The sequence below is a fragment of the Streptomyces lydicus genome (genome assembly GCF_004125265.1).
In the GTDB taxonomy this organism is placed as follows: Bacteria; Actinomycetota; Actinomycetes; order Streptomycetales; family Streptomycetaceae; genus Streptomyces; species Streptomyces lydicus_C.
The window spans coordinates 519,657-535,476 of record NZ_RDTE01000003.1 but is presented as its reverse complement, the minus strand read 5'-3'; the positions used below and the strand labels follow the sequence as shown (position 1 = coordinate 535,476).

Sequence of the window (15,820 nt, the reverse complement as noted above, 5' to 3'; positions counted from 1 at the left end):
CCGCTCAGGCCGGCCCCAAGGCGCGCCGCGGGGTCCTGCCGGTCCGGGTCCAGGTGGCCAATTGGCGCTGCGTCCAGGTGTTGATGACCCGGTCGGCGGGTACGCCGCACTCCTCGGCGCGGGCACAGCCGTAGATCTGCCAGTCCAGCTGGCCCGGCGCATGGGCGTCGCTGTCGATGGCGAAGAGCGTGCCCGCCGCGAGCGCCTGGCCAAGCAGCCGGCGCGGAGGGTCGAAACGGTCGGGGCGGCAGTTGATCTCGACGGCCGTACGGTGCTCGGCGCAGGCCGCGAACACCTCCCCGGCGTCGAACTGCGACTCGGGCCGCAGCTTGCCGGTGATCTGCCGTCCGGTGCAGTGCCCGAGCACGTCCACCAGCGGGTTGCGGACCGCGGCCAGCAGCCGCCGGGTCATCGGTGCCTTGTCCATCCGCAGCTTGGAGTGCACCGAGGCGACCACCACGTCCAACCGGTCCAGCAGCTCCGGCTCCTGGTCGAGGGTGCCGTCGTCGAGGATGTCGCACTCGATCCCGGTCAGCAGCCGGAACGGTGCCAGCCGCCGGTTGACCTCCGCCACCAGCTCCAGCTGCCGGCGCAGCCGTTCGGCGGTCAGCCCGCGGGCCACCGTGAGCCTGGGGGAGTGGTCGGTCAGCACACACCAGGCGTGCCCGAGGTCGCGGGCGGCGCGGGCCATGGCCTCGACCGGGCTGCCGCCGTCCGACCAGTCCGAGTGCAGATGGCAGTCACCGCGCAGCGCCCGCAGGAGCCGCTGCCCCCGCTCGCCCTCGACCAGCGGTCCGCCCGCTTCCTCCTCCAGGTGTGTCAGATAGGCGGGCCGCACCCCCGCGAGTGCTTCCTCGACCACCCGGGTGGTCTTCGGGCCCAGCCCCTTGACCCGCCCCAGCGAACCGTCCAGGGCGCGCCGCTCTACCTCGTCGGGGGACAGCGCGCCGACCACCGTCGCGGCCGTACGGAACGCCTGGACGCGGTAACTCACCGCCCCCTGCCGCTCCAGCAGGAACGCGATCCGCTCCAGCGCCTCGACGGGGTCCACGGACGGCTCCTTCCCCGGGGCGCCGGCCCCGCGGTGTCCTTTCACGGTGCCGTACGCGCCGGGCGGCTGCCACCGGGCTGTCGGCGGCGCCCTCCACAATCGCCCATTACCGACGGTTCCGAAGGCGCGGCGTTATGCGGGTATGTCCGTTCTCCGGCCACTCGATCCGTTTCCAGGGAATGGGGCACGTATAGTTCCGATGATTCCGTTCCATGCGTGCAACTCACCCGATGCCGCCCATGAACTCCGGGCGAATCGGGCACATTTCATGCCTCTGCAACATTCGGAGCGGCCCCGCCGAGGCGTGCTCCGGAGTTTCGTGATCTTGCTGTGCCCAGGTGCCGTAAAAATTGGCGTCCTTCAAGGAATCTGCACACCGAAAGCGCAGTCGGCACATCGTCTCCCGTGACACATCCCCACGCTGACCTGCGCATCAACGGTTTGATGCGGGAATGTCCAGTTCGCCGAACGAGCGGTTACCGATCAGTTGAAAGTGAAACTGGAGAACCTGTGAAGAAGCTGCCACCAAGTCATGGATACACGTGCACTTCCGGTAATTCAGTGGGGCGTTGAGATCCGGATCGGCGGTTCTCCGATTAGCAGCGCAACGCGCCCGCATGCTTTGATCCTTCGCATCGCGGGAGTCACACCATCGGTTCCCGATTTCGGGTACCCGACTGCCGCAGCCGCGGCCGGACCACCCCACCGGACGGTTCGGGCGCAGCTTTTTTCGAGTTATTCATCGAAGGGAAACATCATGAACTCCATCCCCCAGGTTCAGACCCAGGAAATCTCCGACGCCGACCTGGACAACGTGTCCGGTGGCCTCCTCAACGGCGTGGTCGGCACCGCCACCAACACCGTTGACTCCATCGCCCCGGTCTCGGGCGCCGTGGGCACCGCCACCGGCCTGGTCGACGGCGCCACCGGCGTCAACACCTCGGGCGTCGTCGGCACCGCCACGGGCCTGGTCTCCGGTCTCTGAGTCGCTTCTGTGCCGCTGAGCGGCACAGCCGGCTTTGAACGGTGACAACGGCAGGTCGGCGCCCCCTCCTTGCCGACATGCCGGGCCGCGTGCCCCGGATCCCTGGCTGTGCCCGGGACCGGGGCGCACGGCCGCCACCCGTCTGACAGACCATTGCAGTTGAGGGAAGAGTGTCGTGCAGTTCCGCCAACAGGCCCTTTCCAAGCTGCAGTCGCCCGAGGAAATCGACCTTCCGGTGCGCTTCGCCCGCCCCCAGGGCTGGCTGGTGCTCACCGTCACGGTCCTCTTCGTGATCGCCGCGTCCGTATGGGCGGTGACCGGAACCGTGTCGTCCACCCTCGGCGCGCCCGGAATCCTCACCCACGGGCAGGGCAGCTACATCCTGCAGAGTCCCGTCTCGGGCCAGGTCACCGCCGTGCTCGCCCAAGAGGGCAAGCGGGTGGCCGCCAACACCCCGGTGCTGAAGGTCCGCACCGCCCGGGGCACCGCCGTCGTCCGCACGCTCGACGCCGGCCGGCTGACCACGATGGTCGCCACCATCGGCTCCGTCGTCACCACCGGCGCCGATGTCGCCTCCGTGGAGCGCGTCGCCCATGCCCGCGACCCCCTGACGGCCACGCTGTACGTCCCGGCCCAGAGTGGCGCCACCGTCCCCGTCGGCGCTGCCGTCGACCTCACCGTCCAGTCCGTGCCGAGCCAGCAGTACGGCGTCCTGCGCGGGCGGGTCAAGGCCGTCGGCAGGACCGCCCAGACCCGCCAGCGGATCGGCGCCTACCTGGGCAACAGCCAGCTCGGCGAGCAGTTCTCGCAGCACGGCCAGCCCCTCGCGGTCCTGGTACAGCTCGATGCCGCCCCGCACCACGCGTCCGGCTACACCTGGTCGGCCTCCGGCGGCCCGCCGTACGCCCTCGATTCGATGACGCCGGTCACCGGCGCCGTCCACCTGGCCGCGCAGCACCCGATCGATTGGCTGCTGCCATGACCGCCACCGAAGACTCCCCGGCCCCACAGCAGCAGCTGCCGCCTCCCGGCCGCGGCCGGCGCCGTGCCGAGCCCGCATCCGGCGCCCGCCGCACCCGCCGGGCCGCACCGCCCGCCCCGAAGCCCAAGAAGACGAAGACCGTACGCACCCCCACCGTCCTCCAGATGGAGGCCGTGGAGTGCGGCGCCGCCTCGCTGGCCATGGTGCTCGCCCACTTCGGGCGGCACGTACCGCTGGAGGAGCTGCGGATCGCCTGCGGCGTCTCCCGCGACGGCTCGCGCGCCAGCAATCTGCTCAAGGCCGCCCGCAGCTACGGCCTGCAGGCCAAGGGCATGCAGATGGAACCGTCCGCGCTCGCCGAGGTGCAGGCGCCGGCCATCCTGTTCTGGGAGTTCAACCACTACGTCGTCTACGACGGCACCAGCCGCCGCTTCGGCCGCCGGGGCGTCCGCATCAACGACCCCGACAAGGGCCGCCGCTTCGTGCCGACCGAGGACTTCGACACCAGCTTCACCGGTGTCGCCCTGGTCTTCGAGCCCGGCGAGGACTTCCGCAAGGGCGGCCGCAAGCCCGGCGTGCTCGGCGCCGTGCCCGCCCGGATGCGCGGCACCACCGGCACCCTGCTGGCCGCCCTCCTCGCCAGCCTGCTGCTGGTCGCGGTCGGCGCGGCGGTGCCCGCGCTGAGCCGTACGTACATCGACATGTTCCTGATCGGCAACCAGACCTCGCTGCTGGGGCCGCTCTTCGCGTCGATGGCCGCGATGGTCGCGCTGACCGCCGTCCTGACCGGCCTGCAACAGGCGAACCTGCTGCGCGGCCGCATCATCTCCTCCACCCTGACCAGTGCCCGCTTCCTGCGCCACCTGCTCAGACTCCCGGTCACCTTCTTCGCCCAGCGCAGCCCGGCCGACCTGGTCCAGCGGCTGCAGTCCAACGACGCGGTCGCCGAAACCCTGGCGCGCGACCTCGCCGCCGCGGGCGTGGACGGGATCGTGGTCATCCTCTACGCCTTCCTGCTGTGGACCTACGACCCCCAGCTGACGGTCATCGGCGTGGGCATCGCGCTGCTCAACGTGGTCGCCATGCGGATCGTGATCCGGCTGCGGGCCACCCACACCCAGAAGCTGCGGGCGGACACCGCCCGGCTGACCAACACCTCCTACACCGGCCTGCAGCTCATCGAGACGATGAAGGCCACCGGCGGGGAGAACGGCTACTTCCGCCGCTGGGCCGGCCAGCACGCCACCACGCTGGAGGTACAGCAGCGCCTCGGTGTGCCGAGCGCCGCGCTGGCCGTCGTCGCCCCCACCCTGGCCACGCTCAACAGCGCACTGATCCTGTGGATCGGCGGGCTGCGGGCGGTCGAGGGCCATATCTCCATCGGTCTGCTGGTCGCCTTCCAGGCGCTGGTGACCCGCTTCACCGCGCCCATCACCCGGCTCAACGGCGTGGCCGGCCGCATCCAGGACTTCGCCGCCGACGTGGCCCGCCTCAAGGACGTCGAGAGCTTCCCCGTCGACACCCTCTACTCGCGCCCCGAGCCGGATGCCGACACCCGCCGCCTCAAGGGCCATGTGACGCTGGAGGGCATCACCTTCGGTTACAGCCCGCTGGACAAACCGCTGCTCACCGGCTTCTCCCTGGCCGTCGGCCCCGGCCGGCAGGTCGCCCTCGTCGGCGGCTCGGGCAGCGGCAAGTCCACCGTCTCCCGGCTGATCTCCGGCCTCTACAGCCCCTGGGAAGGCACCATCCGCATCGACGGACAGCGCCTGGAGGACCTCTCCCGCAGCGCGCTGGCCGCCTCCGTGTCCTTCGTCGACCAGGACATCTTCCTCTTCGAGGGCACGGTCAGGGACAACGTGGCGCTGTGGGACCCCTCCATCCCGGACGACGCGGTCATCACCGCCCTCCAGGACGCCGCGCTCTACGACGATGTGATCGCCCGCCGCCCCGACGGCATCCACAGCCGCGTCGAACAGGACGGCCGCAACTTCTCCGGCGGCCAGCGCCAGCGGCTGGAGATCGCCCGCGCACTGGTCCGGCGCCCCAGCATCCTGGTCCTCGACGAGGTCACCAGTGCCCTGGACGCGCAGACCGAGCAGACCATCATGGACAACCTGCGGCGGCGCGGCTGTGCCTGCGTCGTCATCGCCCACCGGCTGAGCACGGTCCGCGACAGCGACGAGATCGTGGTCCTCGACCACGGCGTGGTCGTCGAACGCGGCCGGCACGAGGACCTGGTCGCCGCCGGGGGCCCGTACGCCGAGCTGGTCAAGGAGCACTGACGTGTCATCGATGCACCCGCCCGCGGTCGTGGGACCGGGCGACACCGACGCGGTGACCCAGGCACTGGGCGGCCTCGGTACGGCCGTCGACTGCACCGGCCTGCGCAGCGTCCCCCTGGAGGGCCCGCATGTGCTGTGGCTCGTCACCGGCGGATCGCTCGACCTCTTCGCGGTCGACGCCGTCGAGGAAGGGCACTGGCACTTCCTCGGCCGTCTCGAAGCGGGCACCCTCCTGCTCGGACCGGTCGCGGGCCCGCACCACACCCTGCTCGGCCGGCCGTCCCAGGACTGCCTGCTGCGCCGGATCGAGCTGCGCGAACTGCCCCGGTACGAGTACGGGGAGTACGGCGACACCGGATCCATCCCGCAGTACGGCACGCAGGACGGCTACGGCTACGACACCGCCCACGGCGGCCGGGGCGAGGCGCTCTCCGCACTGGAACACGCCTTCGCGCTGGGCACCGCCCGCAGCCTGGGCGTGCTGTTCGAGGCACCGCTCGACGGCCGTCCCGCCGATGAAGCGGTGGCCGACGACGACATCCTGTGGATGCCCGTCCCGCCCGGCAGCGTGCAGTACGGCGCCTCCTACAGCGCGGAGGCGGCCGGCGATCTGCTGGTCGACCCCGAGCTGTGGCAGCAGATGGTCAATCAGCAATACCGGCTGCTGTCCGCCGTCGACCGCTGGATCGAACAGCTGGAGCGCGCCCACGAGGACCGCACGGCAGCCGGCATCAAGGCGGGCGAAGCCGTCCGCGAACGGGCCGACCAGGCGCTGATCGCGTCCATCGGCCGCCAGGACCGCTCCGGACGGGGCGGCGCCGCGACGGACCGGGCCGGCGACGACGCCACCTTCGCGGTCTGCCGCACGGTCGCCGAGGCGGCCCGGATCACGCTGACCGAGCCGCCGAAGGGCGCCGCCGCCAACGACCGCATCACCCCCGTCGAACGCATCGCCGTCAGCTCGCGGATCCGCACTCGCGCGGTCCGCCTCCAGGGTCGCTGGTGGCGGACCGACACCGGCCCCCTGGTGGGCCACCGCGCCAAGTCCGGGGCACCTGTGGCGCTGCTGTGGCGCCGGGGCCGCTACGAGGCGGTCAACCCGGCCTCCGGGCTGCGGATGCGCATCGACAAGGACAACGCCGACGACTTCGAGCCGCGCGCCGTGATGTTCTACCGCCCGCTGCCGGAGCGGCCCATGAGCCTGTGGCGGCTGATGCTCTTCAGCCTGCGCGGCTCCCGGCTGGATCTGCGGAACCTGGCCCTGGCCGGGCTGGTGACGGTCGGACTCGGGGCCCTCGTCCCGCTCGCGACCGGCAAGGTGCTCGGGGAGTACGTCCCGAGCGCCGACAAGAGCCTGATCGTCCAGGTCTCGCTGGCCGTCATCATCACCAGCGTGGTCTCCGCCGCCTTCATGCTGCTGCAGAACCTCACCGTGCTGCGGATGGAGGGCCGGATCGAGAGCGCGTTGCAGCCGGCCGTGTGGGACCGGCTGCTGCGACTGCCGACGAAGTTCTTCACCGAACGCTCCACCGGAGAGCTGGCCAGCGCCGCGATGGGCATCAGCGCCATCCGGCGGGTGCTGTCCGGCCTCGGCCCGGTGGCCGTGCAGGCCTCCACGGTCGGCGCGATGAACCTGGTGATGCTGCTGCTGTACAGCGTGCCGCTGGCGATAACGGCGCTCGCCATGCTGCTCGTCATCGGTGTCGTGTTCCTCGCCATGGGCCTGTGGGAACTGCGCTGGCAGCGCCGGCTGGTCACCCTCGGCAACAAGCTCAACAATCAGGCGTTCCAGACCCTGCGCGGCCTGCCCAAGCTGCGGGTCGCCGCGGCCGAGAGCTTTGCGTACGCGGCCTGGGCCCGGGAGTTCGCCCGCTCCCGCGAGCTCCAGCAGAAGGCCGGCCGGATCAAGAACCTGACCACCGTCCTCAACGCCGTCTACCTGCCGGTCTGTTCGCTCACCATGTTCATGCTGCTGGCCGGGCCGGCCCGGGGCAGCATGTCGGCCGCCTCGTTCCTCACCTTCAACACCTCGGTGACCATGCTGCTGACCTCGGTCACCCAGATCACCGGCGCCTTCATCTCGGCGGCCGCCGCGATGCCGATGTTCGAGCAGATCAAGCCGGTCCTGGACGAAAAGCCCGAAGTACGCGGCGCCAGCGCCCAGCCCGGTGCCCTGTCCGGCGGCATCGAGGCCAAGAAGCTGTCGTTCCGCTACACCGAGGACGGCCCGCTCGTCCTCGACGACGTCTCGTTCCAGGTCCGGCCCGGCGAGTTCGTGGCCGTCGTCGGCCCCAGCGGCTGCGGCAAGTCGACCCTGCTCCGGCTGCTCATCGGCTTCGACAAGCCGACCTCGGGCCATGTGCTCTACGACGGGCAGGACCTGACCGCCCTGGACCAGGCGGCGGTGCGCCGCCAGTGCGGCGTCGTGCTGCAGAACGCCCAGCCCCTCACCGGCTCGATCCTGGACTGCATCTGCGGCGCCGAGTCCTTCACCCAGGAAGAGGCCTGGGCGGCCGCCGAGATGGCGGGTCTGGCCGAGGACATCAAGCGGATGCCGATGGGCCTGCACACCATGATCTCCGGCGGCGGCGCCATCTCCGGCGGCCAGCGCCAGCGGCTGATGATCGCCCAGGCGCTGGTACGCCGCCCGCGGATCCTGTTCTTCGACGAGGCCACCAGCGCCCTGGACAACGAGACCCAGCGCATCGTCATCGACAGCACCCGCAAGCTCAGCGCCAGCCGCATGGTGATCGCCCACCGGCTGTCCACGGTCATGGACGCCGACCGTGTGATCGTCATGGCGGACGGCCGGATAGTCGAGCAGGGCGCCCCGGCCGAGCTGCTGGCCGACACCGGCGGCCGGCTGCACGATCTGGTGCGGCGCCAGCTGACCTGAGTCGTACGGCGCCGGCTGCCCTGAGCCGTACGGTGTCGGCTGACCTGACCCGTACGGCGTCGGCTGCCCTGACCCGCCCCGGTGGAACCCCGCCGCCGCTCCGCCCGGTCGAGCCTTCCCGGAATACCGGCAAAGCACCCCATATCGTGCAGGGAGCGAGCGGAGGATGCGATGGCCAGCAGCAGAGACCTGTTCCACGGGATGCCGCCCGACCGGCGCCGGCGGCTGACCGATATCGCCGTCGAGGTGTCGCTGCCGCGCGCCACCCGCCTCTTCGAGGAGGGCCGGCGGGCGGACCACTTCTGGATCATCCGCAGCGGACAGGTGGCGCTCGATCAGCGGGTCCCCGGCCGCCGCGCCGCGGTCGTCGAAACACTCGGCAGGGACGAACTGCTCGGCTGGTCCTGGCTGTTCCCGCCCTATCTGTGGCACTTCGGAGCACAGACCGTGGGCCCGGTCGAGGCCGTGGAGTTCGACGCCAAGGTGGTCCGCGCCCTGTGCGAGTCCGACCCCGTCCTCGGCCGTGCGATGTACCGCTACGTCGCCGAAACGGTGGCCGACCGACTGCACGGCACCCGGGTCCGGCTGCTGGATCTGTACGGGCCGCAGGGGAGCGGTCTGGATCCCTGACCGGTGTGACCGCTGACGGACGCGACCGCTGACGGAAGTGACCGCTGACCGACGCGAGGTCGCCCGCTTGTGAGGTCGCCGGCTTGTGAGGTCGCCGGCTTGTGACGGATGACTGCCGACACTGTGCCCCCTCACCGTGCCCCCGCGCCCCGGGCCGCACCACAATCGGCCCCCATGAGCACTGCGGATGACAGCGAGCCGACCGCCCGGACCGACCAGCCGCTCGCCTGGGACGACACCCAGGACCTCGCCGACGCCGATCGCGGCTTCCTCGCCCGCCTCGACCCCTGTGTCATCAAGGACGCCGACGGCCGGGTCGTCTGGGACAACGACGCCTACGCCTTCCTGGCCGGTGACTGCCCGCCCACCGCGCACCCCTCACTCTGGCGCCAGAGCCGGCTCGTCGCCCGGCAGGGCCTCTACGAAGTCGTACCGGGGGTCTACCAGGTACGCGGCCTGGACCTGTCCCACATCACCTTCGTCGAGGGCGACCGCGGCGTCCTCGTCGTCGACCCGCTGATCAGCGCCGAGGTCGCGGCCGCCGCCCTGGCCCTGTACCGCGAGCACCGGGGAGGGCGCCCGGTCACCGCCGTCCTCTACACCCATTCGCACATCGACCACTTCGGCGGCGTACGGGGCGTGGTCGACGAGGCGGACGTGGCCGGCGGCCGGATTCCCGTGATCGCACCGGCCGGCTTCCTCGCCCACGCGGTGAGCGAGAACGTCTTCACCGGCCCCGCGATGTCCCGCCGGGCCGACTACATGTACGGCACGACGCTGCCCAAGGGCCCGGCCGGCCAGATCGGCTGCGGCCTGGGCCAGACCACCTCGCGCGGTTCCGTCGGCCTGATCGCCCCCACGCTGGACATCACCGAGACCGGCCAGCAGGAGGTGATCGACGGCATCCGGCTGGTCTTCCAGCTGACCCCCGGCACCGAAGCCCCCGCCGAAATGAACTTCCACCTCCCCGACCTGCGGGTCCTGTGCGTCGCCGAGAACGCCTGCCACACCCTGCACAACGTCCTCACCCTGCGCGGTGCGCTGGTTCGCGACCCCAGTGCCTGGGCCCGCTACCTCACCGAGACGCTGCGCCTGTTCGCCGACACCACGGACACCGTCTTCGCCTCCCACCACTGGCCCACCTGGGGTCAGGAGCGTGCGGTCCGCTTCCTGGAGGAACAGCGCGACGCCTACACCTACCTGCACGACCAGTCCGTACGGCTGATCAACGCCGGCCTCACCGGCTCCGAGATAGCCGAGGAGTTGCGCTTCCCGCCCGCGCTGGAACGCGCCTGGCACACCCGCGGCTACTACGGCACCCTCAGCCACAACGCCAAGGCGGTGTACCAGCGTTACATGGGCTGGTTCGACGGCAATCCGGCCCATCTGTGGCAGCATCCGCCGGTGGCCGCCGCCCGGCGCTACGTCGAGTTCATGGGCGGCGCCGACGCCGTATTGGCCAAGGCCCGTACGGCATACGAGGCCGGCGACCTGCGCTGGGTGGCCGAGGTCGTCCACCACGTCATCTTCGCCGAACCGGACAACGCCGAGGCCCGCGCGCTCCAGGCCGACGCCCTCGAACGGCTCGGCCACGCCGCCGAATCCGGCCCCTGGCGGAACTTCTACCTGACGGGAGCCGCCGAACTGCGCGACCAGACTGCCGGTGGCAGCGCCCCCGGTGGCCGCATCCCCGGCGGTCACTCCGCCGAGGCTGCACCCGCTGCCCAAGAGGGGCGCACCCGCATACCGCCCGACCTCCTCGCCGCCCTCACCCCCGAGCAGATCTTCCAGTCGATGGCCGTTCGCATCAACGGCCCCCGTGCCGGAGACCAACGCCTCCTGCTGCGCTGGGACCTCACCGCCCCGCCGACCGGCACCGACGCGGCAGGCGGATCCGCCACCACCGAGACCTGGACCCTCCTCCTCTCCCACGGGGCACTCACCCCCATGCCCGGTGACGCCCCGCGCGGCGAGAAGCCGCACGCCACCCTGCGCCTGGCACGCAGCACGCTCAACGCCGTCCTCAGCGGTGCCACCACCTTCCCCGACGAGATCGCAGCCGGCACCGTCACCCTCGACGGCGACCCCCAGGCCCTCCTCACCTTCAGCACCCTCCTGGACCGGCCCGACCCCGCCTTCGCGATCGTCACGCCTGAGAACCCCTGACGAAATGAGCGCTAGTTGGTGTTGGAGTACGCCCACTTCCCGGGCTGACCGGGGTTGAACAGGCGGGGCTCTTTCAGCGCGATCCCCACCAGCTCGCGGGCGGTGTAGTGGGAACGCTGGAGCTTGTGCAAGGCGTCGTGGCCGCGCCGGAGCACGTTGGTGTGGTTGGGGATCCCGCTGGTGTGGCGGAGCAGTTGGCGTACGGTGACGGGCCTGCCGTGGTCCCCGTCGGGGACAAGGCCGGGTAAGTGGCGTCCGATGGGGTCGTCCCGTCCGATCCGCCCCTCGTCGATCAGTTGCAGCACGACCGTGGCGACGAAGGTCTTGGTCACGCTCCCGGCCCGGAACCGGTCGCCGGGCTTGGCCGGCCGTCTGTCCTGGAGGGCGGCGACACCGCTGCTCACCCGCCGGACACGGTTGCTCTCCCGTACTTCGGCTATCGCGCCGGGGCATCCTCGGCGACGATGCGGTTCAGGGCTTTCTGCAGCACGGCACCCTTGCCGGATGCACGCGCAGCCCCCGCGTCCGCCGTGGGCTCACCGGCGGGTCTTGATTGTGATCACGATCAAGAACGATGACGTAGCCGGATTCCCCTACGGATTTCCCTGATGTGACGTCAGGGACTTGCAAAGGAAGGGCACTTGCTCGCCGATTGCTGCGGGAAGGGCGGGGCCGCCAAACGACACCGCGCCGCGCGATGACAGGTTTGATGCCGCGCTTCCCTGGCAGGCGGCGGCAGCATGGGCGCGCCAAGACATTCCTGTTGGCTCCGCTCAGGCGCCGTCATCCGCGCCGACGGAGGCCGGCCGGCCCGGCTCCTCCTCGGCGTCGCGGAGCAGGAGGGCGGCCAGCGCCAGCGCCGCGCCCCGTGGTGTGGAGAGGTCGAGCCCGGTCAGCGTGGAGAAGCGGGCGAGGCGGTTGTCGACGGTGTTGGGGTGGAGGGTGAGCAGCCGGGCCGTGGCGCGGCGGTCCCGCGCCTGTTCCAGATGGGTGCGGAGGGTTTCGATGAGTTCGGGCCGGCCGGCGACCGGGGCGAGCAGGGCGGCGATCCGGTCGCTGCCGGCGCTGGGACGGGACAGCTGGTATTCGAGCAGGACGTCATCGAGGCGGTGCAGCCCGGCGGGGTGTCCGCAGGCACGGGCCACCCGGACGATCCGTGCGGCGGTACGTGCCGCCTCCGGGATCCCAGCGGCCGTTTCCGCCGGCACGGCGGCGAGCCGGACGCCCGGACCGCAGACCTCGTCGAGCAGTCCGGCCAGTGCGGGCGGCGTCGGATCCGTCCCGCCGGGCACGATCGCCCGGCCCCCGGTGCCGTCGAGCAGAGCGGGCACCTCCCTGCCGAAGGCGCGGTCCAGCGCCGCCTGAAGCCGTCGCCCCGTGCGCCGGGCGGCGACCGTGGCGCGGGGGCCGCCCGGCAACTGGACGAAGAGGACCAGCGACGGCCCGTCGAGACCGCTGCCGGGCGGAGGAGGCGTGGTGCCTTCCAGCAGCCCGCGTACCAAGGAGGGGTGCTCCTTATGCCGTTCGGCGGCGAGCGCGGCCTGCTCGTCGAGGTAGGTCTCGGTGACCGCCCGCACGATCCGCTGCCCGGCCCCGAACAGATAGCCCGCCAGCTCGACCAGCGCGGCCTCCTCGCCCGGCCGGGCGGCGTCCCGCAGCGCCTGCCACAGCACCCGCACCCCCACGCTGTGCGTGGTCAGCAGCAGAGGCAACGGCATGCCCTCCTCGGCCCGCTGGGCGGCGCGCTCGCGGAAGACGTCGAAGTCGCCGGGCGTGGTCCGGGGGTCGGGATCGTGCGCCACCCGGTCCAGGAACAGCCGCAGTCCGTGCCGCGCGGTCGCCGCGATCTCCACGTCCTTGACGTCGGCGGGGAGTTCGGCATAGCCGTGCAGCTGCTCGAAGGCGCCCCGGGACATCTGCCGGGCGAGGGCGTTCACCCGGGGCGCACAGCGCGCCGCCAGCGACCGCGCGGTGCCGGACAGCGCCGGGAGCGCGGAGTCCGGATCCGTCATCCCTGTCTCTGCGGACGCTCCGGGCCCACCCGTCGTCATCAACTGCCTCCCGGTGCCGCTGTGACGCGCCACCTTAGCCCGAGCGGGCCTTTGCCCGGGTTTCCGCCCGGGCCTCCGCCGGGAAGGGCGCCACCGCTCGCCGCGCCCCGCCCCTCAGTCGGCCACGAAGTGGCTCGGCCGGCCCTGGCGGAACACCAGCCGGCCGAGCCGTTCGGCATCCGCCCGGTGCAGCAACTCCCGCCGTCCGTCGCGGTGTTCGAGCAGACAGGAGTGCCAGGGCGTCATCCACACATCGGGCGCATCGAGCAGCCGTATCCCGAACTTGGCCGAGCCCCGCGGCTGCGGATGAATGGAGAGCCGGATGGCGTCCGGGTGGTGCTCGCCGATCAGCTCGCCCCAGGCGCGGCTGCGCTGCATCACGCCGTAGGCACGGCGGCGGCAGTCGCGCTGCCACGCCGAACGAGTACCCGCGAACGAGACCGAGTCCTCGGCGAGGAAGCGGGTGATGCCCTGGTAGAGCCGGCGCGTCGGTTCGTCGCTGCGCGTCAGGGACCGCAGGTCCTCCAGGGCCGGCGCGTAGCGGTCGTGAACCAGGGCCCGCTTGGCGTCGTGCGACAGCCGCTGCCCGTAGACCTGGCGCAGGTCGAAGACGTCCAGCCGGGTCAGGCCCTCGTCGTGGATCAGTGCGCGCAGGGCGTCGGCGTAAGCATCGATGTCCCGGTCCGGCACGTGGATGAGATCGCTGAAGACATGCCCGTCCGAGCAGATGACCACCCGCGCCCCGGGAGGGTGGACGGCCTCGATCCGGGCACACAGGGCGTCCAGGAAGCGCAGCGCCAGCCGTTCGCCCTCGTCGGGGAGGTGGCCGAGCACCTTGGCCGGATGGGGTGACTTGCAGGGGAAACCCGGAAGGGTGAAGACGAGGGGCGCGCCCGCCGCCACCGGAGCGGCGAGCTGGCGCAGTTGGGCGGGGAAGGCATCGGGGGTGTCCATGTTCCCGTTCCCGTCCCTGTCCCCGTCCCTGTGGCCGGAGTCCAGGGTGCGGCGGTAGGGCAGCAGCTCGGCGAGCACCGCCGCGCAGCCGGCCGGGTGGCCGGTCGGGTGACCGGCGGGCACACCGGGACGCGGTCGGGCCGGGCTGGTCAGCACGTGGCATCCGGTCCGTTCGTGACCGGGCGGGTGCCATGCGGTCCCTCCGCGACCGGACGGGGGACATCCGGTCGGTCCGTGACCGGGCAGGTGGCACCCGGCCCGTCCGCGACCCGGTGGGGGACATCCGGCCCCTCCGTGACCGGATAGGCGGGCGGCGCGCCGTAGGTCACCGGCAGCCGGTCGACTCCGCGTGCCAGTACCGCCGGGATCCAGCCCAGCTCGCCGTCCGGGACGGTGAGCCGCAGGTCCGGCAGCCGTCTCAGCAGGGTGCCCAGGGCGATCTGGAGTTCGATACGGGCGAGCGTGGCGCCGGGGCAGAAGTGGATGCCGTGGCCGAAGGCGAGATGCGGGTTGGGGGTGCGGTCGAAGTGCAGGGCGTCGGCGTCGGGAAACCGGCGTGTGTCGCGGTTCGCCGCACACAGCGACACGATGACGGAGTCGCCCGCCGGAATCCGGGTCCCGTGCAGATCGGCGTCCTTGGCGAAGAACCGCCAGGTCGTCAGCTCGAAGGCGCTGTCATAGCGCAGGAGTTCCTCGACGGCGCGGGGCAGCAGCTCCGGCCGGCCGGCCAGCTCCGCCAGGTGGGCGGGGTGGCGCAGCAGGGTCACCAGGGCGGTGGTGATCTGGTGCGTCACCGGTTCCTGCCCGGCGACCAGCAGCTGGAAAATCATCGAATCCAGCTCCTCCTGCCCGAGCCGGCCGTCGTCGCGGGCGGCCACCAGCCGGGAGAGCAGATCCTCGCCCTGCGCGGCGCGTTTGTGGACGACGAGATCGGCGATGTACTGCTGCAACGCGCGCAGCCGTGTCTCGTACGCCGGACGCCCCGGGTCCGACGGGCCGACGGGCTGGACCACCTTGCCCCAGTCCCGGTCGAAGCGCTTCTCGAACTCCGGTGGCAGTCCGATGACTTCGGCAAGCACCCGGAACGGGAAACGCCCGGCGAACACCTCGACCAGATCGGCCTCGCCGGCGTCCGGGAGGCCGTCGAGCAGGGCATCGGCCATCTCCTGGAACCGGGGGCGGAGACCTTCGACGCGCTGCGGCGCGAAGGCGTCGGTGATCAGGCGGCGCAGCGCGGTGTGCCGCGGCGGGTCCTGGTGGAGCAGATGCACCTGGAGCTGGGAGTGCTGGGGCTCGGGCATGATCGAGGCGCGCGCCCGCCAGGCCGCGTTGCCACGTGAGTGGTGTTTGCCCAACCGGACGTCGGTCAGCGCCTGGTGGGCGGCTTCGTAGCCGGTGACGAGCCAGGCGCACACGCCGCTGGGGAAGCGCACGCGGTGGACCGGTCCGCGGGCCCGCAGCTCGGCGTACAGGGGATAGGGGTCGCGGGTGTACTCCGGTCCGTACAGCTCTACGGGGTCGACGGGGGCGATGGCGTTGACGGGGTTGATGGGGGCGATGGGATCGGGCGACGCGGACATGGGGGTCCTCCTCGGCAGGCGTCGGGTGATGACGAACCGCGCCTGCACGGCGCGGCGTTGGAGAGGTCGTACGCGGGGCACGCCGAGTTCCCGCCGGGTGCCGCGGATTTCGGCAGGGCGGCCTTCGGCACGGCGGCGAGCCCGGCGGCGCGGGGCGGTACCGAGGTGGTGAGTTGGGCGCGGCACCGAGGCGGCATCGGCACGGCGAAGAGGGCGGTCCGGAAGGGGGGAGCGGAGACC

The 15,820-nt window shown here is 71.7% G+C and carries 11 protein-coding genes; 6 read left to right on the top strand and 5 right to left on the bottom strand.

Going from position 1 to position 15,820, the window contains the following annotated elements:
• Positions 1-4: 4 nt before the first annotated feature.
• Positions 5-1,051: a PHP domain-containing protein gene (locus tag D9V36_RS05080; protein ID WP_129292703.1), complete on the bottom strand. Its 1,047-nt coding sequence runs from the start codon at positions 1,049-1,051 to the stop codon at positions 5-7.
• Between the two features lie 757 nt (positions 1,052-1,808).
• Between D9V36_RS05080 and D9V36_RS05075 the strand changes: the two genes are divergently transcribed.
• From D9V36_RS05075 to D9V36_RS05050, 6 genes are all read left to right on the top strand, one after another.
• Complete coding sequence (locus D9V36_RS05075; protein ID WP_129292702.1) at positions 1,809-2,036, top strand: type A2 lantipeptide; 228 nt, start codon at positions 1,809-1,811, stop codon at positions 2,034-2,036.
• A gap of 175 nt (positions 2,037-2,211) precedes the next feature.
• Positions 2,212-3,018, top strand: coding sequence for an HlyD family efflux transporter periplasmic adaptor subunit (locus tag D9V36_RS05070; RefSeq protein ID WP_129292701.1), 807 nt, complete (start codon positions 2,212-2,214; stop codon positions 3,016-3,018).
• A complete protein-coding gene (locus D9V36_RS05065) occupies positions 3,015-5,303 on the top strand; it encodes an NHLP family bacteriocin export ABC transporter peptidase/permease/ATPase subunit (protein WP_129292700.1) in 2,289 nt (762 codons plus the stop codon). The genes D9V36_RS05070 and D9V36_RS05065 overlap by 4 nt, the downstream gene beginning before the upstream one ends.
• 10 nt (positions 5,304-5,313) lie before the next feature.
• On the top strand, positions 5,314-8,199 hold the full coding sequence (locus D9V36_RS05060; protein WP_129298194.1) for an NHLP bacteriocin export ABC transporter permease/ATPase subunit: 2,886 nt from the start codon (positions 5,314-5,316) through the stop codon (positions 8,197-8,199).
• Positions 8,200-8,370: 171 nt separating this feature from the next.
• Positions 8,371-8,829, top strand: a complete 459-nt coding sequence (locus D9V36_RS05055; RefSeq protein WP_129292699.1) for a cyclic nucleotide-binding domain-containing protein — start codon at positions 8,371-8,373, stop codon at positions 8,827-8,829.
• Positions 8,830-9,003: 174 nt separating this feature from the next.
• On the top strand, positions 9,004-10,995 hold the full coding sequence (locus D9V36_RS05050; protein ID WP_129292698.1) for an alkyl/aryl-sulfatase: 1,992 nt from the start codon (positions 9,004-9,006) through the stop codon (positions 10,993-10,995).
• Positions 10,996-11,006: 11 nt separating this feature from the next.
• On the opposite strand, the gene D9V36_RS05045 is transcribed toward D9V36_RS05050, so the two are convergent.
• The 4 genes from D9V36_RS05045 to D9V36_RS05030 all read right to left on the bottom strand — a co-directional run bounded on the left by D9V36_RS05045 (position 11,007) and on the right by D9V36_RS05030 (position 15,580).
• Positions 11,007-11,501, bottom strand: coding sequence for a serine hydrolase domain-containing protein (locus D9V36_RS05045; RefSeq protein WP_129292697.1), 495 nt, complete (start codon positions 11,499-11,501; stop codon positions 11,007-11,009).
• A gap of 267 nt (positions 11,502-11,768) precedes the next feature.
• On the bottom strand, positions 11,769-13,007 hold the full coding sequence (locus D9V36_RS05040; protein ID WP_129292696.1) for a PucR family transcriptional regulator: 1,239 nt from the start codon (positions 13,005-13,007) through the stop codon (positions 11,769-11,771).
• Positions 13,008-13,160: 153 nt separating this feature from the next.
• On the bottom strand, positions 13,161-14,156 hold the full coding sequence (locus tag D9V36_RS05035; RefSeq protein ID WP_431357643.1) for an L-tyrosine/L-tryptophan isonitrile synthase family protein: 996 nt from the start codon (positions 14,154-14,156) through the stop codon (positions 13,161-13,163).
• Positions 14,150-15,580: a cytochrome P450 family protein gene (locus D9V36_RS05030; protein WP_129292695.1), complete on the bottom strand. Its 1,431-nt coding sequence runs from the start codon at positions 15,578-15,580 to the stop codon at positions 14,150-14,152. Before D9V36_RS05030 ends, D9V36_RS05035 begins: the two co-directional genes overlap by 7 nt.
• Positions 15,581-15,820: the final 240 nt, after the last annotated feature.

Bases quoted from the DNA above. Each gene is read 5' to 3' on its own strand.
- D9V36_RS05075 (WP_129292702.1), top strand. From the start codon at position 1,809: ATGAACTCCATCCCCCAGGTTCAGACCCAGGAAATCTCCGACGCCGAC.
- D9V36_RS05065 (WP_129292700.1), top strand. From the start codon at position 3,015: ATGACCGCCACCGAAGACTCCCCGGCCCCACAGCAGCAGCTGCCGCCT.
- D9V36_RS05060 (WP_129298194.1), top strand. From the start codon at position 5,314: ATGCACCCGCCCGCGGTCGTGGGACCGGGCGACACCGACGCGGTGACC.
- D9V36_RS05055 (WP_129292699.1), top strand. From the start codon at position 8,371: ATGGCCAGCAGCAGAGACCTGTTCCACGGGATGCCGCCCGACCGGCGC.
- D9V36_RS05050 (WP_129292698.1), top strand. From the start codon at position 9,004: ATGAGCACTGCGGATGACAGCGAGCCGACCGCCCGGACCGACCAGCCG.
- D9V36_RS05040 (WP_129292696.1), bottom strand. From the start codon at position 13,007: ATGACGGATCCGGACTCCGCGCTCCCGGCGCTGTCCGGCACCGCGCGG.
- D9V36_RS05030 (WP_129292695.1), bottom strand. From the start codon at position 15,580: ATGTCCGCGTCGCCCGATCCCATCGCCCCCATCAACCCCGTCAACGCC.